Genomic DNA, 18,388 nt, shown 5'->3' with positions numbered 1-18,388 from the left:
GGCATGACCGTCAATCCCATCCCCGCCGGATACACCAGCCTCACCCCGTTCCTCGCGATCGAGGGCGCCGCCGCCGCGATCGACTTCTACACCTCGGTGTTCGGGGCGCAGCTGGTGGAGAAGATGGCCGCCCCAGGCGGCGACGGCACCGTAATCGCCCACGCCGAACTGGATTTCGGGCACGGCCGGCTGCAGCTGGGTGACCCGAACCCGCAGTACGGGTTGCGCGCCCCGGACCGCTCGGAGACCGTCACCCAGTCGATGACGCTGTACTGTCCCGACGTCGACGCGGTCGTCGAACGGGCCAGGCAATCCGGCGCCACCGTCCGCGAGGAACTGCACACGTTCGTCACCGGTGACCGGTTCGCGTCGCTGGTGGATCCCTTCGGTCTGCGCTGGACGGTGATGACCCGGGTAGAGGACGTCGACGCGGCCGAACGCGACCGGCGGCTGGCGCAGTGGGCCCAGGAGAATCTGGCTTAGCTGTGAAGAACACCGAGCCGCTACCGTGGCGGGATGTCTTGCGTGTTCTGCGACATCGTGGCCGGCACCGCCCCGGCGGTCCGAGTCCACGAGGACGACGACTTCGTGGCCATCCTCGATATCCGGCCCATCGTGCGCGGCCACACGCTGGTGCTGCCCAGGCGCCACCACGTCGACCTGACCGACACCCCGGCCGACACGGTGGCCGGGATGGCGCGGCTCGGGCAGCGAATCGCCCGGGCCGCGCGGGCCTCCGGGTTGCACGCGGACGGCAACAACGTCGTCATCAACGACGGCAAGGCCGCGTTCCAGAGCGTGTTCCACATCCACCTGCACGTGGCGCCGCGGCAGGACGGCGACAAGCTGTCGTTCGCCAAGGGACTGGTGGTGCGCCGCGATCCCGACCGTGAGGCGACCGCCCAGATTCTGCGGGACGCGCTGGCGCTGCTGCCAGACTGAACGAATGAGCCAATCCCGCCTGGAGAAGTATCTGGTCCTGTTCCTCGGCGTGCACGACACCGTCTACCAGAAGAGCCGCGGCTGGATCGGACACCGGCTGCCCGGGTTCGCCCCGGCGCTGCTGCTGCACACCGTGGGCGCCAAGACCGGGCAGCCGCGCACCACGTCGCTGAGCTACGCCAACGACGGCAACAACTACCTGGTGGTGGCCTCCCGCGGCGGCAGCCCCAAGGCGCCCGGCTGGTACTTCAACCTCAAGAAGCAACCGCAGGTGGAGATCAACGTCGGGCCGCGGCGGTTCGGCGTCACCGCCCGCATCGTCGGGCCCGACGACCCGGACTACGCGCGGCTGTGGGACGTCGTCAACGACAACAACCGCGGCATGTACCGGGAGTATCAGAAGCGCACCAGCAGGCCGATCCCGATCGTCGTCCTGACGCCTTAGCTCAGAACAGTTCCTTGGCCAGCAATTCGACCGTCGTCACCCGGGCCGGGGCGGTGGCCGGGTCGGTGCCCCGCCGCGCCGAGGCGACCGGATTGACCATCACCTCGTCGACCCCGAACTGCTCGGCCAGCGCGCGCACCTGCTCGGCGGCCTCGGCCGGGGTGCCGACGATGCTCTTGGACCGGCCGGCCGCGATGATCGCCTCCTCCTGCGGCGTGGACCGCTGAGCCTCGGCGTCCTCGACCAGATCCAGCGCGCGCAGCGGCTGTCCCGTGCGCAGCCGGGCCATCATCTGCAGCTGCGGCAGCAGCAGGGCTTCGGCCTCCTCGCGGGTGGCGGCCACCGAGGCGTTGACGGTCAGGAAGGTCACCGGCTCGGCGGTCAGCGCGCTGGGCTGGAACTCGCTGCGGTAGATCTCGAGGGCCTCCGCGGTGCCCTGCCCGGAGAAGTGGTGGGCAAAGACGTAGGGCAATCCCTTGGCCGCGGCCAGGTGTGCCGAGTACATCGAGGACCCCAGCAGCCACAGCCGCGGCTCGCCGACGGCCTCGGGGGTGGCCTTGAGGATGTAATCGGGTCGGCCCAGATGCGCGGGCAACTCGACGCGGACCCCGGTGGGGCTCATCATGGCCGCGACCTCATCGAGGTACTGCGGGAAGTTCTGGATGTCGGAGTCGTCGCGGCCGGCGGGCCCGCGCAGCGCGACCGAGGTCACCGGATCGCTGCCCGGCGCGCGGCCCAACCCCAGGTCGATGCGGCCCGGCGCGGCGGCCTCCAGCAGCGCGAACTGCTCGGCGACGGCCAGTGGCGCGTGGTTGGGCAGCATGACGCCGCCGGAGCCCAGCCGGATGTGGCTGGTCTGGGCCGCGAGGTAGGCGAGCAGCACCGGCGGGCTGGTGGCGGCCACCGCGGGCATGTTGTGGTGTTCGGCCACCCAGTAGCGGGTGTAGCCCAGCTGGTCGGCGGCCTGCGCCAACCGCACCGTGGCGGCCAGCGCATCGGAGGTGGACTGGTCGCTACGGACGGGAACGAGGTCGAGGACAGAGAGCCGCATAGCTCTCCCAACGCCGCGGACCCCGGTTTGCTTCCGAGTTGGGCGTGATCTCACACGGTGAGCGTGGGAGATCACGCCGAAATCGCTCAGATGCGGGCGCTCAGATGCCGGCGCGGCGGCGGGCGTCGGTGAAGATGTCGTCGAGCATCGCCGGGGTCAGGCGGCCGGTGAACATGTTCTGCTGGCTGGGGTGGAAGCAGCCGAGCAGCTGCTGCCCGGAGGCCAGGTCGACGACGGCGCCGTGGCCGAACTTCGGCCGGGGCTTGCCGAACTGCCCCGCCAGCAGCCCGAGCGCCACCTGCCAGGCGAAGCCGCCCAGGGTGACGATCACCCGGACGTGCGGGGAGATCATCGCCCACTCCGCGAGCAGCCACGGCGAACAGGTCACCCGCTCGGCCGGGGTCGGCGCGTTGCCGGGCGGGGCGCAGCGCACCGGAGACGTGATGCGAATCTTGTTGGCGCGCAATCCGTCCGCGGCATCCACGGCCGTCGACTGGTTGACCAGGCCGGCGCGGTGCAGCGCGGCGAACAGCTGATCGCCGGAGCGGTCCCCGGTGAAGATCCGCCCGGTCCGGTTGGCGCCGTTGGCCGCCGGGGCCAGGCCGAGGATCAGCAGCCGGGGCCGCGCCGCGCCCCACGCGGGCACCGGCCGGCCCCAGTACGGCTGATCGGCGAACGAGCGCCGCTTGACGACCGCGACCTCCTCGCGCCACGACACCAACCGCGGGCAGGCCCGGCACACGCTGATCTGAGCGTCGAGTTCGCGCACACTGCCGGCGGCGGCGGCCAACTCCGCAACCTCGGTCTCGTCGGCGGCGACGGGGGTCGCGGCGGTGGCCGGGTCACCCGGCCAGCCGGTGCCGGGCGGCACCGGCGAGGCGAACAGACGCCCGGTCCGCGGATGAGGCAACACCTCTTCATCGTGCCAGTCGAAATTGCGTGGTCGCGGCGGGTTCGCACTGCTAGCGTCGATTCGCCATGGCCAGCCGCTCCCGCGTACCGCTCGGGCTGATCCTGTTCTCGGCCCTGGTCGCCGGCGCCGGCAACGGCATCTCGATCATCGCGTTCCCGTGGTTGGTGCTGCAGCGCAACGGCTCGGCGATGGAGGCCTCGGTGGTGGCGATGGCGGCCACCCTGCCGCTGCTGGTGGCGACGCTGTTCGCCGGGACCGCGGTGGACTATCTGGGCCGGCGGCGGGTGTCGATGCTCTCGGATCTGCTCTCGGCGCTGTCGGTGGCCGCGGTGCCGGTGATCGCGCTGAGCTTCGGGGCCGAGGCCGTCAACGTGGCCGTGCTGGCGACGCTGGCCGCGTTCGGCGCGTTCTTCGATCCGGCCGGGATGACCGCCCGCGAGACCATGCTGCCCGAGGCCGCCGCGCAGGCCGGCTGGACCCTGGACAAGGCCAACAGCGGCTACGAGGCCGTCTTCAACCTGGCCTACATCGTGGGGCCGGGCATCGGCGGTGTGCTGATCGCGACGATCGGCGGCATCAACACCATGTGGGTGACCGCGGGCGCGTTCGCGTTGTCGATGGCGGTCATCGGGGCGTTGCGCCTCGAGGGCGCCGGGGTTCCGGACCGCACCCAGCTGCCCGAGCAGGTGTGGGCCGGGATCGTCGAGGGTCTGCGCTTCGTGTGGAACCTGCGGGTGCTGCGCACCCTGGCGCTGATCGACCTGGCGGTCGTGGGGCTGTACATGCCGATGGAGAGCGTGCTGTTCCCGAAGTACTTCACCGACCGCTCCGAGCCCGCGCAGCTGGGCTGGGTGCTGATGGCGCTGTCGATCGGCGGGTTGGTGGGCGCGCTGGGCTACGCGGTGACCTCGCGGTTCATGAGCCGACGGGTGACGATGATCGCCGCGGTGCTGATCCTGGGCATCACCATGACGGTGATCGCGGTGCTGCCGCCGCTGCCGGTGATCCTGGCGATGGCGGCCATCGGCGGGTTCGCCTACGGGCCCATCCAGCCGATCTACAACTACGTCATGCAGACCCGGGCGCCGCAGCATCTGCGCGGCCGGGTGGTCGGGGTGATGGGCTCGCTGGCGTATGCGGCCGGCCCGGTCGGGCTCATCGTGGCCGGACCGCTGGCCGACGGCGCCGGTCTGCAGGTGACGTTCCTGGCGCTGTCGATCCCGATGATCCTCATCGGCGTGGTGGCGCTGTTCCTGCCGTCGCTGCGGGAGCTGGATCGAACACCCGGCTGAGTGCGGCCAGCGCGGCGGGATCGCCGTCGACGGTCAGCTCCCCCGATTCCTGCAGGGCCGCGACGCGGTCGGGATGGGTTGCGGCCATGAGGGTCTCGGCGCGGCCGGTCAGCGTGATGTCGGCCGCGGCGTCGTCGTCGAGATCCTCGATCCCTTGTTCCCCGATGCGCCCGGTCCAGGCCCCCTCGGGCATCACGAGGCGCAGCACGATGTCGACGCCGGGCCGGTCCGGTCGGGCGTACGCTCGCACCCCGCGTCCCACCCATTGCGGGCGCACCGCGTCGTCGGGCTGACGGGTCTCGATCAGCGGACGCCCCCAGCGGATGTAGGCGCTGACGACGTCCTCGAGCGCGCGACCGCGTTCGGTCAGTTCGTACACGCGACCGGTCGCGGGGCGGGCCAGTTCGCGGCGGGTCAGCACGCCGTCGGCCTCCAGGTCGCGAAGGCGCGAGGCCAGCATGTCGGTGGCGATGGGCGCGAGCGCGGCGAGCAGGTCGCCGTAGCGCTGCGGTCCGGCGAGCAGTTCCCGGACGATCAGCAGCGACCAGCGGTCGCCGACGACATCGAGGCTTTTGGCCAGGGCGCAGTACTGACCGTAGGAGCGGACCATCAGCACAGTCTAGTCATCCTTGGAATTTCCAATTTCATACTTGCTTTTTCCAAGTAGCACTCTTAGCCTTGGACCATGGCACCCGAGATCGACACCGTCCCCACCCTGGAACTCCTCGCCGACATCCAGCTGGACATCGCGGCGGTCCACGTCACCCCGGGGCCGGCGGGTACCCGGCTCACCTATGTCATCGGCGGCGGACGCTGCGACGGGCCCGCGCTGCACGGGGAGTTCCTCGCCGGCGGCGGCGACTGGGTCCTCGTGGGCGCCGACGGCGTCTCGCGCCTGGACGTGCGCGCCACCCTGCGCACCGATGACGGCGCGTTGGTGCAGGTGACCAACCTCGGCCGGGTGCGGATGCCCCCGGAGTCCGTCGAACGCTTTCGCGCGGGTGAACTGATCCGGCACGACGAGATGTACGGCCGTTCGAGCCCGTTGTTCGACAGCGGCGACCCACGTTATGAGTGGCTCAACGGCACCTACACGCTGGCCGTCAACGAGGTCTCGCTGACGGCCGTGCACTATCGGGTGTTCGCCGTCGGCTGAGCCGGCCGCGATCCGTAGGATCGGCGCTGTGCCCCACCCCGCTCTCCCCACGCTGACCTCGCAACTCCCGGCGGGAACGGTCGTCACCGACCCCGACATCCTGGCCCCCTACCGACAGGACCGCGCCTTCGATCCCGACGCCGGGACGCCGCTGGCGGTGGTGCGCCCCGCCCGCACCGAGGAAGTGCAGACCGTACTGCGCTGGGCCACCGAGCACCGGATCGCCGTGGTGCCGCGCGGAATGGGCACCGGTCTGTCCGGCGGGGCGACGGCCCTGGACGGCGGGATCGTGTTGTCGACGGAGAAGATGCGCGACATCACGGTGGACCCCGTGACCCGGACCGCCGTCGTGCAGCCCGGGTTGCTCAACGCGGAGGTGAAGAAGGCCGTTGCGGCGCATGGCCTCTGGTACCCCCCGGACCCGTCGTCGTTCGAGATCTGCAGCATCGGCGGCAACATCGCCACCAACGCCGGCGGGTTGTGCTGCGTGAAGTACGGCGTCACCACCGACTACGTGCTGGGCCTGCAGGTGGTGCTCGCCGACGGCACCGCGGTGCGTCTCGGCGGCCCCCGCCTGAAAGACGTTGCGGGGCTGAGCCTCACGAAGCTGTTCGTGGGCAGCGAGGGCACCCTCGGGGTGATCACCGAGGTGACGTTGCGCCTGCTGCCCGCCCAGCCCACGGCGTGCACGGTGGTCGCCACGTTCGGGTCGGTGCGCGCGGCCTGCGAGGCCGTCGCGGCGGTCACCGGCAAGATCCGCCCGGCCATGCTGGAGTTCATGGATTCCGCGGCCATCAACGCCGTCGAGGACAAGCTGAAGATGGGCCTGGACCGCACCGCCGCGGCCATGCTGGTGGCAGCCTCCGACGAACGCGGCAGTTCCGGCGCCGAGGACGCCGAGTTCATGGCCGCGGTGTTCACCGAACACGGTGCCCGCGAGGTGTTCTCGACGTCCGACCCCGACGAGGGCGAGGCCTTCGTCGCGGCGCGGCGGTTCGCGATTCCCGCGGTGGAGGCCAAGGGGTCGCTGCTGCTCGAGGACGTAGGGGTGCCGCTGTCGGCGCTGGCCGATCTGGTCGCCGGGGTCGAGGCGCTGGCGGCCGAGCGCGACCTGATGATCTCGGTGATCGCGCACGCCGGCGACGGGAACACCCACCCGCTGATCGTGTTCGACCCGGCCGACCCCGACATGACGGCGCGGGCCGAACGGGCCTTCGGTGAGATCATGGAACTCGCCGTCGGCCTCGGCGGCACGATCACCGGTGAGCACGGCGTCGGCCGGCTCAAGAAGCCGTGGCTGGCCGACTACCTCGGCCCGGAGGCGATGGAACTGAACCGCCGGATCAAGGGCGCCCTGGACCCCGACGGCATCCTCAATCCGGGCACGATCTTCTGATCGCGCCCGGGTTGACACATCGATCACAGTGTCGTACCAATGAGACATGACAGCGGATCTGTCTCACCTTGATTCAGGCCGGACCTCGTTCCGGCTGGCCGACGCCGACTCCTGGGCCGAGCCCTGGCCGATGTACCGCGCGCTGCGCGATCACGACCCGGTGCACCACGTGATTCCCGAGCAGCACCCCGAGCACGACTACTACGTGCTGTCCCGGCACGCCGACATCTTCGCCGCGGCCCGCGACCACGAGACGTTCTCCTCGGCGCAGGGACTCACGGTGAACTACGGCGAGCTGGAAATGATCGGCCTGCAGGACAATCCGCCGATGGTCATGCAGGATCCGCCGGTGCACACGCAGTTCCGCAAGCTGGTGTCGCGCGGGTTCACCCCGCGACAGGTGCAGGCCGTCGAACCCCAGGTCCGCGAGTTCGTCGTCGACCGCCTCGAACGGTTGCGCGCCGACGGCGGCGGCGACATTGTCGCCGCGCTGTTCAAACCCCTGCCGTCCATGGTGGTCGCGCACTATCTCGGGGTGCCCGCGGCCGACCGCGACCGGTTCGACGGCTGGACCGACGCCATCGTCGCGGCCAACACCGCCGAGGGCGGGCTGGGTTCCGCGCTGGACACCCTCGGCGACGCGCTCGGCGAGATGATGGCCTACTTCACCGCCCTGGTCGAGCACCGCCGGGTGGCTCCCGCCGACGACACCGTGTCGCACCTGGTCGCGGCCGGGGTCGGGGCCGACGGGGACCTCGCCGGGCTGCTGTCGATCCTGGCGTTCACCTTCACCATGGTCACCGGCGGCAACGACACCACCACCGGAATGCTCGGCGGCTCGGTGCAGCTGCTGCACCGCCGGCCCGACCAGCGCCGCCTGTTGACCGAGGACCCGGAGTTGATCCCGGATTCCGTCGAGGAGTTCCTGCGGCTGACCTCACCCGTGCAGGGATTGGCGCGCACCGTGACTCGCGACGTCACCCTCGCCGACACGACCATTCCCGCGGGGCGGAAGGTGTTGCTGCTCTATGGTTCCGGCAACCGCGACGAACGCCAGTACGGACCCGATGCGGCCGAGTTGGAGGTCACGCGCCGCCCGCGCAACATCCTGACGTTCAGCCACGGCGCACACCACTGTCTAGGCGCGGCGGCCGCGCGGATGCAGTCCCGGGTGGCGCTGAGCGAGCTGCTGACCCGCTGCCCCGACTTCGAGGTGGACGAGTCCGGAATAGTCTGGGCCGGTGGCAGTTACGTGCGCCGTCCGCTGTCGGTCCCGGTGACGGTGCACTGATGGCCGGCAACAACTGGCTGGGATCGCGGCGCAGCGAGGCCGCGGCCGACCGCATCCTCGACGCCGCGGGCGAGCTGTTCGCCCGCCGCCCCGCCGCCGCGGTGGGCATGCACGAAATCGCCCAGGCCGCAGGCTGTTCCCGGGCCACCCTGTACCGGTACTTCGAGAACCGCGAGGCGCTGCACACCGCCTACGTCCATCGCGAGGCGTACGCGGTGCACCGGGAGATGGTGGCGAATCTTGCGGGTGTCGACGATCCGCACCAGCGGCTGGTCCAGGCGTTCCTCGTCTCGTTGCGGCTGGTGCGCGACAATCCGGCCCTGCAGTCCTGGTTCGCCGCGGACGACGCCCCGATCGGTGCCGAGATCGCCGAGTCCTCCGAGGTGATCAAGGCGATGAGCGCGGCGTTCGTGGTGTCGCTGGGGTACGGCGAACCGGACGCCGACGCCGAGTCCGTCGAGCGCAAGGCGCGCTGGCTGGTGCGGGTGCTCACCTCGCTGCTGCTGTTCCCGGGCCGCGACGAGGACGACGAGCGCCGGATGGTCGAGGAGTTCCTGGTGCCGGTCGTGACGCCGTCAGCGCGGGATCAGGCAACCCAGTAGCCCTGCGCCTTGATCGCCGTCCGCGGAATCGCGAAGTCCTCGCGCAGCACCCTCGCGACCGCGCGTGTGGTCCGGTTGTCGCAGGCGACCCAGCCGAAGTGGTCGCCCGCCTCGAACGCCGCGGCGCTGACCGCCTCGATCAGTCCCTGCCCGCCGTCGCGGCGATCCACCCAGGTGACCTCCGCGTCGCCGACAACCGGCAGGTCGCGGGCCTCGTCGTGACCGGCCTCGAGAAACACCCGCGCGGGCGCCCCGTCGATGGCGTCGAGCAGCGAGTTGATCGCGGGCAGTGACGCGGTGTCGCCGACGATGACGTACCCGGCCGGCGCCGGGGTCGGCAGCTGGAAGTTGCTGCCCAGCACCGTCACCTCGAGGACGTCGCCCGGGCGGGCGCCGGCGGCCCAGCCGGTGGCCAGGCCGTCGTGCATGGCGAAGTCGATGTCGACGCTGCGCGCCTGCGGATCCGGATTGACCAGGGTGTAGCCGCGCTGATGGGCCTTGCCGCCGTCGGGGAACCAGCCCCGGACCCACATGGTCGGATGGACCGGGCAGTCGTCGAGCAGCGCCCCGGAGTCGAAGTGCAACCGCAGATAATGCGGGCTGATCTCGGTGCGTCCGGTGACGGTCAGCTGGTAATCCCCGCCCCGCCACAGCTTGACCAGGGCCCCGGTGAGGCCCCGAGACGGCTTCTGCTCGGCCACGGCCCGCTCCCTTCGTCGAAGTTAGGTCACCCTAACTTATGGCCGACGGTACGGGGCGCTCACCGCACCCGGGTGAACCGGTGCAGCAACCACGACACCGGGATGGTCAGCACCATCGTCGCGACGAACAGTCCGGCCATCGATCCGGTGTAGACCGGCTTGTGCAGGATCTCGACCATCGCGATCTCCATGAGCACCAGATGCACCAGGAAGATCTCGTAGGAGATCTCCCCCAGCCACACCATGGGCCGGCTCGCGAGAAAGCGGTTATACCAACCGCGCTGGTCCCCCAGCGCCGGCGGCGCCAGCACCAGCGCCGCGATCACGGCGTAGAACACCGCCTTGACGATCGCCTCGCTCAGCGCCTTGGGCGACGTCGTAGGCTCGCCCGCGATCGGGGTGGCGGCAATGAAGTAACAGATCAGCGCCAACGGCACCGCGACAAATCCGTAGCACCGCACTCCCATCGACTGCAGCACCGCCAGCGCCATGCCGCCCAGGAACCACAGCAGATAGGTCGGCAGCCACAGCGTGGCGCCGTCCGGCAACCAGTGCGAATCGTGCACCAGCATCAGCCACAGCGGCGTGATCAACCCCAGCGCCGCCATGCTCGCCAGCAGCAGCCACGGGCGCCACTGCCGGCGGCACAGCACCACCAGCAGCAGGTAGGCCAGGCCGGGCAGCACCGCATAGAACGACACCTCGACCGCCAGGCTCCACATCTGCGTAAGACCCTGGTGCAGATACGAATACACGTAGTTGTCGGTGTAGAGCTGGGTCAGCGTGAGGTTGCGGAACAGCCCCTCCCAGGTGTGTCCCGGGTTGGGTCCGGCGGTGCGGAAGTGGTAGACGAGGTAGGCCAGCAGCACCGTGACGACGTAGGCCGGCATGATCCGGCGCACCCGGTGCCAGGCGTAGCGGCGCACCGAGGGCGCCGGGCGGTCGGCGGCCACCGCGCGCACCCACGGCCGGAACAGCAGGAAACCTGACAGCGCGAAAAAGATCGGCACGCCGATCTCCATCCGCGAATACACCAACCCGACGTAGCCCTGCGGGTACTTGCCGGTGGTGTACGCCGCGTGGGTGAGCACCACCAGCAGCGCCGCGACGGCACGCACACCGGTCAGCGAGGCGACCCGGTCGACGGTGGAGACCTGCTCCAGTCCGCCCTGGACGTCGCGGTCCTGCGACAACGTCATTCGAACTTACGGTGCTTGTGCGGTTTCTTGCCCTGGCCCTTGTAGGGCTTCTTGTCGCCACCCCGGAACGGCTTCTTGCCGCCGCCGTCGCGGGCGCCGGGCCCGCGGTCGAGCTGCAGGTTGATCAACTGGCCCTGGATGCGGGTCTTCGCCAGCGCCTTGAGCGCCTCGGGCGGCAACTCCGGCGGCAGTTCCACCAGTGAGAAGTCCTGCATGATCGAAATGTGCCCAAAATCACTGCGGTGCAGGCCGCCCTCGTTGGCGATGGCGCCGACGATCGCACCGGGCATCACCTTGTGCCGCTTGCCCACGTCGATGCGGTAGGTGGCGAAGTCGCCGGAGGGACGACGCATCGGCCGGTCCGAGCGCGCCGGCCGGTCCGGACGTTCCCGCCGCTTCTCCGGCGGCGGTTCGGACATCAGGAACTCCGCACCGTTGCGGGTCTGCAGGGCCAGCGCCGCCGCGATGTCGCCCATCGGGACATCGCTTTCGCGTTCGTAGTCCTCGATGAGCCTGCGGAACAACTCGAAGCCGGGCGCCCCGAGCGATTCGCTGATCGAGTCCCGGAACTTCGCCACCCGCTGCGCGTTGACGTCGTCGACGGTGGGCAGCTGGATCTCCTCGAGCTGCGACCGGGTGGCCTTCTCGATGGCCTTGAGCATGTGGCGCTCGCGCGGCGAGACGAAAAGTATTGCGGTTCCGGACCTTCCGGCACGGCCGGTGCGGCCGATGCGGTGCACGTAGGACTCGGTGTCGTGCGGGATGTCGTAGTTGAGCACGTGCGAGATCCGCTCGACGTCCAGCCCGCGGGCGGCGACGTCGGTCGCGACCAGGATGTCCACGCTGCCGTCCTTGAGGGCGGAGATGGTGCGCTCCCGCTGGTTCTGCGCGATGTCGCCGTTGATGGCGGCGGCGGAGAACCCGCGCGCCCGCAGCTTCTCGGCGACCTCCTCGGTGGCCTGCTTGGTGCGCACGAACACGATCATCGCCTCGAAGGACTCGACCTCGAGGATCCGGGTCAACGCGTCCATCTTGCGGTAGCCGGCCACCTGCAGGTAGCGCTGCGTGATGTTCTCCGCCGTCGCGGTCTTGGCCTTGACCGAGACCTCGACGGGGTCGTGCAGGTACTTGGTGGTGATCTTGCGGATGGCCGACGGCATGGTCGCCGAGAACAGCGCGACCTGCTTGTACTCCGGGGTGTCGGACAGGATGCGCTCGACGTCCTCGGCGAAGCCCATCTGCAGCATCTCGTCGGCCTCGTCGAGCACCAGGTAATCCAGGTGCGACAGATCCAGCGTGCCGCGTTCCAGGTGGTCGATGACCCGCCCCGGGGTGCCGACCACGACCTGCGCACCGCGGCGCAGCCCGGCCAGCTGCGGGGCGTAGGCCGAGCCGCCGTACACGGCCAGCACGTTGACCTGCGGCAGCCCGGCCCCGTACCGGCTGAACGCCTCGGCGACCTGCAGCGCCAGCTCGCGGGTCGGGGCGAGCACCAGGGCCTGCGTGCCCTTCTTGGTGACGTCGATCTTGGACAGGATCGGGATGGCGAACGCGGCGGTCTTACCGGTCCCGGTCTGCGCCAGGCCCACCACATCGGAGCCCTCCAGCAGCGCCGGGATGGTCGCCGCCTGGATCGCCGACGGCGACTCGTAGCCGACGTCGGACACCGCCTGCAGCACGGCGGGATGAATCTGCAGGTCGGCGAACGTCAGGGCAGCGGGACCGGACTGGTCCGGGTCTTCGGTGGTCATTGCAGGTGAGTCTAATCTGCTGCGGGCGCGACGCCTGCCAGGTCGCCGATCACCGAGGGCGGTAGCCTGCCGGTGTGTCCGCAGCGCGTCGAGCAACTCTGGCCTCGGCAGTGGCCGCGGTGGCGCTGACGGCGCTGACGGCGCTGACCGGGTGCGGTTCGGGCGACTCCACCGTGGCCAAGACCCCCGCGCCGCCCGAGGCCCCGGCGGCCACCAGCGCGGCCCCGAGCACCGTCGCCCCGCCCACCACGACACCCACCGGCCCGGCCGATCCGTGCGCGGTGAACCTGGCCGCGCCGGCCATCGCCCAGGCCGTCTCGGAGTTGCCCCGCGACCCGCGCAGCAAGCAGCCCTGGAGCGCCGAGCCGATCGCGGGCAACTACAACGAATGCGCGCCGCTGTCGGCGGTGATCGTCGAGGCCAACACCAACGCCGAGAACCCCAGCACCCGCGCGGTGCTGTTCCACCTGGGCCGCTACATCCCCACCGGGGTGCCCGACACCTTCGGCTTCAACGGCCTCGACACCGCCCAGAGCACCGGCGACACCGTGGCCCTCGAGTACGACGCCGGCATCGACGGGCTCTCCAGCACCGTCAAGTTCCGGTGGAACGGCAGCGGAGTCGAACTGATCGGCAACGCCCCGGCCGGATAGCCCGCCGCGCGTCCCCGGCCGCCCCGGCGGTGTCGGTCTGCTCCCCTACAGTGGGCGCTGTGTTCGTCGCCGACGACCCCGGCGGCCCGGTGGTCATCTACAGCGCCTCGGATCTGGCCGCCGCGGCCGGGTGCGAATACGCGCTGCTGCGCGGCTTCGACGCCAAGCTGGGCCGCGCCGAACCTGGCGACGGCGCCGACGACGAAATGCTGCGCCGCACCGCCGAACTCGGCACCGAACACGAACAGCGCACGCTCGAACAGCTCGTCGCGCGGTACGGCACCGGCCCCACCGGGGTGGTCAAGATCCCGACCGCGGGCTACTCGGTGCCGGCGCTGCGCCGCGCGGCCGAGGCCACCACCGCCGCACTGACCGCCCGGCCCGCGGTGATCTATCAGGCCGCCGTGCTCGACGGCCGCTTCGCCGGCTTCGCCGACTTCCTGATCCGCACCGACGACCACCCCGAGGCCCCCTACCGGGTGGTCGACACCAAGCTGGCCCGCCACGCCAAGGTCACCGCACTGCTGCAGATCGCCGGCTACGCCGACGCGCTGGGTGCCGCCGGGGTCGACGTGGCCCCCACGGCGCAGCTGGTGCTCGGCGACGGGCACACGGTCGAGTACCCGCTGGCCGACCTGATCCCGGTCTATCGCCGGCAGCGCACGCGCCTGCAGGAACTGCTGGACACCCACCTGCACTCCGGCGCCCCGGCACATTGGGACGACCAGACCGTTGCGGCCTGCATGCGCTGCGAGGTGTGCGCACCGCACCTGGTCGAGGACGACGACGTGCTGCTGGTCGCCGGGATGCGCCTGACCCAGCGGGCCACCCTGCTCGAGGCCGGCATCGACAGCGTGACCGGCCTGGCCGAGTCGACGGGACCGGTCGAGGGCATCGCGGGCGCGACCATGACGGCCCTGCGCCGCCAGGCCCGGCTGCAGGTGCAGGGCCGCCGCAGCGACGCCCCGCCGTACGAGGTGGCCGACCCCGCCGCGCTGGGCGCGTTGCCCGCCCCCAACCCCGGCGACCTGTTCTTCGACTTCGAGGGCGACCCGCTGTGGACCGAGGACGGCCAGACCTGGGGGCTCGAGTACATGTGGGGCGTCCTCGACGAGCGGGACCGGTTCACCCCGCTGTGGGCGCGAGACCGCACCAGCGAACGCAAGGCGCTCCTGGACTTCCTGGCCATGGTCCGCAAGCGCCGCAAGCGCTACCCGGACATGCACATCTACCACTATGCGCCCTACGAACGAACGACGTTGCTGCACTTGGCCGCCCGCTACGGTGTCGGCGAGGACGAGGTCGACGACCTGCTGCGCGCCGAGGTGCTGGTGGACCTCTATCCGATCGTGCGCAACGGGCTGTGCATCGGCGCCGCGTCGTACTCCCTCAAGGCGCTCGAACCGCTGTACATGGGGGCGGAGTTGCGCACCGGGGAGGTCACCAACGCCGCGGCGTCGATCACCCAGTACGCGCAGTACCGCGCCCTGCAGGACGCCGGCCGGCACGAGGAGGCCGACGCGGTCCTCAAGGAGATCACCGACTACAACCTCTACGACTGCCGCTCCACCCGCCGGCTGCGGGACTGGTTGCTGCTGCGCGCCTTCGAGGCCGGCGTCACCCACCTGACCCGCACCGCCGACACCGGGGAGACGGTGCCGCCGCTGGACCAGACCGCACACACGCTGCGCGAGTACGCCGGTGACGGCTACAGCGCCCCGCGGACCCCCGAGCAGACCGCGGCGGCCCTGCTCGAATCCGCCCGCGGCTACTATCCGCGCGAACGAAAGCCCTACTGGTGGGCGCACTTTCAGCGGCTCAGCCACCCCGTGGACGAGTGGGGCGACACCTCCGGGGTGTTCCTCGTCGATACGGCCGAGGTGGTCGAGGACTGGCACCTGCCGCCGCGGGCGCGCAAACTGCGCCGCCATGTGCGTCTCAGCGGGGTGCTGCAGGGCGGTGCGCTGGACCACCGGCCGCAGACCATCTACGACCAGCCGGCCCCACCGGGACTCGACGACGACCACCCCGACCGCCGCGCGGCCTGCGGCGCCAAGGTCATCGACCAGGTGGCGGTCGACGGCGTCCCGATCGAGGTGGTGGTCGAGGAACTGGCACCGGCGGCGGGCCCGTTCGAGCACCTGCCGATGGCGCTGACCCCGGCCAAGCCCATCCGCACCGACCGGATCGAGGCGTCGATCAACGAGGCCGCCGACCGGGCCGCGGCCACGCTGCGCGAGGATCCGCCGCGGCTGCCCCGCACCGCCGTCGTCGACATCCTGTGCCGGCGCCCGCCGACCACCCGCAGCGGTGCCGCGCTGCCGCGACTGGACGACGACATCGCCTCCATCACCGCCGCCGCGCTGGACCTGGACCGGTCCTACCTGGCCGTGCACGGGCCGCCGGGCACCGGTAAGACCTACACCGCGGCCCGGGTCATCGCCGCGCTGGTCAACGAGCACCGCTGGAAGGTGGGCGTGGTGGCGCAATCACACTCGGTGGTCGCCCACCTGCTTGACGAGATCGTCGGCGCGGGTGTCGACGCGGCCGCGGTGGCCAAGAAACCCAGCCTCGACGGCATCGGCGGGCGCTTCAGCACCATCGGAGAGAACGAGTACGCGACCTTCCTCGACACCGAGGACGGCCGCGTGATCGGCGGCACCGCATGGGATTTCGCCAACGACAGCCGGATCGGGGCCGAGGTGCTGGACCTGTTGGCCATCGACGAGGCCGGGCAGTTCTCCCTGGGCAACACCATCGCGGTGGCCCGCGCCACGCGCAACATGCTGCTGCTCGGCGACCCGCAGCAACTGGGCCAGGTCTCGACCGGCAACCACCCCGAACCTGTCGACCATTCGGCGCTGGGCTGGTTGACCGACGGGCACGACGTGCTGCCGGCCGAACTCGGCTACTTTCTGGAGTGCACGCACCGGATGCACCCGCGGGTATGCGCGGTGGTGTCGGCGCTGTCCTACGACAATCGACTGCTGCCGCACCCCAAGACCGCCGAACGCCGCCTCGACGGCCACCCGCCCGGCGTGCACACGCTGCTGGTCGAGCACCACGACAACGCCACCGCCAGCGTCGAGGAGGCCGCCGCGATCACCGCCGCCATCGCGGATCTCCTCGGCGCGACGTGGTCAGACGAACACGGCAGCCGACCGCTGACCGCGGGCGACGTCCTGGTGGTCGCGCCGTACAACGCCCAGGTGCTGACCCTGCGCGCGCACCTGGCGGACGCCGGCCTCGGCGAGGTCCTGGTGGGCACCGTGGACAAGCTGCAGGGCCGCCAGGCGCCGGTGGTGTTCGCCTCCATGACGGCGTCGGCCCTCGCCGATGTCCCCCGCGGAATGTCATTCCTGCTCAACCGAAATCGGCTCAACGTCGCCATCAGCCGGGCGCAGTACCTGGCGGTCGTGGTGCGCTCACCGTCGCTGACCGACTACCTGCCCGGCACACCGCAGGGCCTGATCGACCTCGGCGCGTTCCTCGCGCTGTCCCCCGGCTCGGAACCGGCCTGACGTCACCGAACTGAATACGTCGACCTGAAATTTCGCTGATCGAAACTGTTCTCCAGGGGCGGTTCCGGGCGTCCAATCGAAAGATCCCGCCCCATCGATCAGAGGAGCTCCCGTCTGATGGCAGCGCCCGCGAGACAACTTCATCTGAATGCGTTCCTGCGCAACATCGGTCAGCACGAGGCCGCGTGGCGGCTGCCCGAGACCCGGGTGTCGGCCATCACCGACATCGACCACTACGTCGAACTCGCCCGCATCGCCGAACGCGGGAAACTCGACGCGATCTTCTTCGCCGACCACCCGGTCCTCAAGGGCCAGACCGAGTTCCGCCCGTTCGACGCGCTCGACCCGGTCACCCTGGTGACCGCGCTGTCGGCGGCCACCAGCCAGATCGGGCTCATCGCGACCTCCTCGACCACCTACAACGACCCGTACAGCCTGGCCCGCCGCTTCGCCACCCTCGACCACGTGAGCAAGGGCCGGGCCGGCTGGAACGTGGTGACCACCGCCAACCAGAGCGCCGCGGCCAACTTCGGCTTCCCCGACCATCCGGATCCCACGCACCGCTACCGCCGCGCCGACGAGTTCCTCGACGTCACGCTGCGGCTGTGGGACAGCTGGGAGGACGACGCCATCGTGGGCGACAAGGACGCCCCGCGGTTCGTGGACCCGGCGAAGATCCACGCCATCAACCACGACGGGGAGCATTTCACCGTGGCCGGCCCGCTGGAGGTGCCGCGTTCGCCGCAGGGACACCCGGTGCTGTTCCAGGCCGGATCCTCGGAACCCGGCAAGGACCTGGCGGCCAAGTACGCCGAGGCCATCTTCACCGCCCAGCCCACCCTCGGCGAGGCGCAGGACTTCTACACCGACGTCAAGGCGCGAGTGCGCAAGTACGGCCGCAACCCGGACCAGGTGCTCATCCTGCCCGGTCTGTCGACGATCATCGGCGGCACGGAAGCCGAAGCACAGCAACGCAAGCGGCAACTCGAGGAACTCACCGTCGTCGACTACGGCCTGGAACAGCTCAGCCGCGTCGTCGGTTACGCGGTGACCAAGGACGACCTCGACCGCCGGCTGAGCTTCGGCCCCGAGGACGACGCCGCCACCCACATGAAGAGCCGCTTCGCCCTGGTGCGCCGGCTCGCGGTGGCCGAAAACCTCACCGTCCGTGAGCTGTTGCTGCGCCTGAGCGGCGGGCGCGGCCACCGCGTCTTCGCCGGCACCCCCGAGCAGGTCGCCGACACCATCGAGGAGTGGTTCACCAGCGGGGGCGCCGACGGGTTCAACCTGATCCCGCCTGCGCTGCCGTCCTCACTGGCCGCCTTCGTCGACCACGTCGTGCCGGAACTGCAGCGCCGCGGCCTGTTCCGCACCGAGTACACCGGCAGCACGCTGCGTGAACACCTCGGCCTCGAGCGACCCGTCAACCGAAACAGCGCCGAGACGGCCGTCTCGGCCGCATGCTAGCTGGGAGA

At 70.6% G+C, this 18,388-nt stretch carries 17 protein-coding genes; 11 read left to right on the top strand and 6 right to left on the bottom strand.

Annotation, left to right across the window (positions count from 1 at the left end; translation table 11 throughout):
* Positions 1-3 precede the first annotated feature (3 nt).
* The 3 genes from EL338_RS06030 to EL338_RS06020 are packed head-to-tail and all read left to right on the top strand — an operon-like array spanning position 4 to position 1,387.
* Positions 4-483, top strand: coding sequence for a VOC family protein (locus EL338_RS06030; RefSeq protein WP_126332898.1), 480 nt, complete (start codon positions 4-6; stop codon positions 481-483).
* A 33-nt stretch (positions 484-516) separates the two neighbouring features.
* Positions 517-942, top strand: coding sequence for an HIT family protein (locus tag EL338_RS06025; RefSeq protein WP_126332897.1), 426 nt, complete (start codon positions 517-519; stop codon positions 940-942).
* A gap of 4 nt (positions 943-946) precedes the next feature.
* Positions 947-1,387, top strand: a complete 441-nt coding sequence (locus tag EL338_RS06020) for a nitroreductase family deazaflavin-dependent oxidoreductase (protein WP_126332896.1) — start codon at positions 947-949, stop codon at positions 1,385-1,387.
* 1 nt (position 1,388) lies between these two features.
* Here EL338_RS06020 and EL338_RS06015 read toward each other — a convergent pair whose 3' ends face one another.
* Positions 1,389-2,438: an LLM class flavin-dependent oxidoreductase gene (locus EL338_RS06015; RefSeq protein ID WP_126332895.1), complete on the bottom strand. Its 1,050-nt coding sequence runs from the start codon at positions 2,436-2,438 to the stop codon at positions 1,389-1,391.
* A gap of 100 nt (positions 2,439-2,538) precedes the next feature.
* Positions 2,539-3,351 (bottom strand): uracil-DNA glycosylase, encoded by an 813-nt coding sequence (locus tag EL338_RS06010; protein ID WP_126332894.1) that lies wholly within the window; start codon positions 3,349-3,351, stop codon positions 2,539-2,541.
* 65 nt (positions 3,352-3,416) lie between these two features.
* Between EL338_RS06010 and tap the strand changes: the two genes are divergently transcribed.
* Entirely contained in the window at positions 3,417-4,643 is a 1,227-nt protein-coding gene (gene tap / locus EL338_RS06005; RefSeq protein WP_126332893.1) for a multidrug efflux MFS transporter Tap, read from the top strand.
* Here the strand turns inward: tap and EL338_RS06000 are convergent.
* A complete protein-coding gene (locus tag EL338_RS06000; RefSeq protein WP_163792041.1) occupies positions 4,582-5,253 on the bottom strand; it encodes a winged helix-turn-helix transcriptional regulator in 672 nt (223 codons plus the stop codon). The two genes, tap and EL338_RS06000, sit on opposite strands and share 62 nt — an antisense overlap.
* A gap of 75 nt (positions 5,254-5,328) precedes the next feature.
* On the opposite strand from EL338_RS06000, the gene EL338_RS05995 reads away from it, so the two are divergent.
* Genes EL338_RS05995 through EL338_RS05980 form a run of 4 tightly spaced genes read left to right on the top strand, consistent with a single transcriptional unit; the run spans position 5,329 to position 9,088 of the window.
* Positions 5,329-5,799: a DUF3237 domain-containing protein gene (locus tag EL338_RS05995; RefSeq protein WP_126332892.1), complete on the top strand. Its 471-nt coding sequence runs from the start codon at positions 5,329-5,331 to the stop codon at positions 5,797-5,799.
* Between the two features lie 28 nt (positions 5,800-5,827).
* Positions 5,828-7,195: an FAD-binding oxidoreductase gene (locus EL338_RS05990; protein ID WP_126332891.1), complete on the top strand. Its 1,368-nt coding sequence runs from the start codon at positions 5,828-5,830 to the stop codon at positions 7,193-7,195.
* Between the two features lie 46 nt (positions 7,196-7,241).
* Positions 7,242-8,486, top strand: a complete 1,245-nt coding sequence (locus EL338_RS05985; protein WP_126332890.1) for a cytochrome P450 — start codon at positions 7,242-7,244, stop codon at positions 8,484-8,486.
* Entirely contained in the window at positions 8,486-9,088 is a 603-nt protein-coding gene (locus tag EL338_RS05980; protein WP_126332889.1) for a TetR/AcrR family transcriptional regulator, read from the top strand. Before EL338_RS05985 ends, EL338_RS05980 begins: the two co-directional genes overlap by 1 nt.
* Here the strand turns inward: EL338_RS05980 and EL338_RS05975 are convergent.
* The 3 genes from EL338_RS05975 to EL338_RS05965 are packed head-to-tail and all read right to left on the bottom strand — an operon-like array spanning position 9,073 to position 12,739.
* Complete coding sequence (locus EL338_RS05975; RefSeq protein ID WP_126332888.1) at positions 9,073-9,789, bottom strand: siderophore-interacting protein; 717 nt, start codon at positions 9,787-9,789, stop codon at positions 9,073-9,075. The genes EL338_RS05980 and EL338_RS05975 overlap by 16 nt on opposite strands.
* A gap of 59 nt (positions 9,790-9,848) precedes the next feature.
* Positions 9,849-10,988, bottom strand: a complete 1,140-nt coding sequence (locus tag EL338_RS05970) for an acyltransferase family protein (protein ID WP_126332887.1) — start codon at positions 10,986-10,988, stop codon at positions 9,849-9,851.
* Positions 10,985-12,739, bottom strand: a complete 1,755-nt coding sequence (locus EL338_RS05965) for a DEAD/DEAH box helicase (RefSeq protein WP_126332886.1) — start codon at positions 12,737-12,739, stop codon at positions 10,985-10,987. Before EL338_RS05965 ends, EL338_RS05970 begins: the two co-directional genes overlap by 4 nt.
* 74 nt (positions 12,740-12,813) lie before the next feature.
* On the opposite strand from EL338_RS05965, the gene EL338_RS05960 reads away from it, so the two are divergent.
* From EL338_RS05960 to EL338_RS05950, 3 genes are all read left to right on the top strand, one after another.
* Positions 12,814-13,392, top strand: coding sequence for an LppP/LprE family lipoprotein (locus EL338_RS05960; protein ID WP_179967171.1), 579 nt, complete (start codon positions 12,814-12,816; stop codon positions 13,390-13,392).
* Positions 13,393-13,451: 59 nt separating this feature from the next.
* Positions 13,452-16,913 (top strand): TM0106 family RecB-like putative nuclease, encoded by a 3,462-nt coding sequence (locus EL338_RS05955; protein ID WP_163792039.1) that lies wholly within the window; start codon positions 13,452-13,454, stop codon positions 16,911-16,913.
* A gap of 117 nt (positions 16,914-17,030) precedes the next feature.
* Complete coding sequence (locus EL338_RS05950; RefSeq protein WP_126332884.1) at positions 17,031-18,380, top strand: LLM class flavin-dependent oxidoreductase; 1,350 nt, start codon at positions 17,031-17,033, stop codon at positions 18,378-18,380.
* Positions 18,381-18,388: the final 8 nt, after the last annotated feature.

This window comes from Mycolicibacterium chitae, assembly GCF_900637205.1.
GTDB lineage: Bacteria > Actinomycetota > Actinomycetes > Mycobacteriales > Mycobacteriaceae > Mycobacterium > Mycobacterium chitae.
The sequence above is the reverse complement of the archived record's forward strand: the minus strand, read 5'-3'. Positions and strand labels throughout refer to the sequence as shown.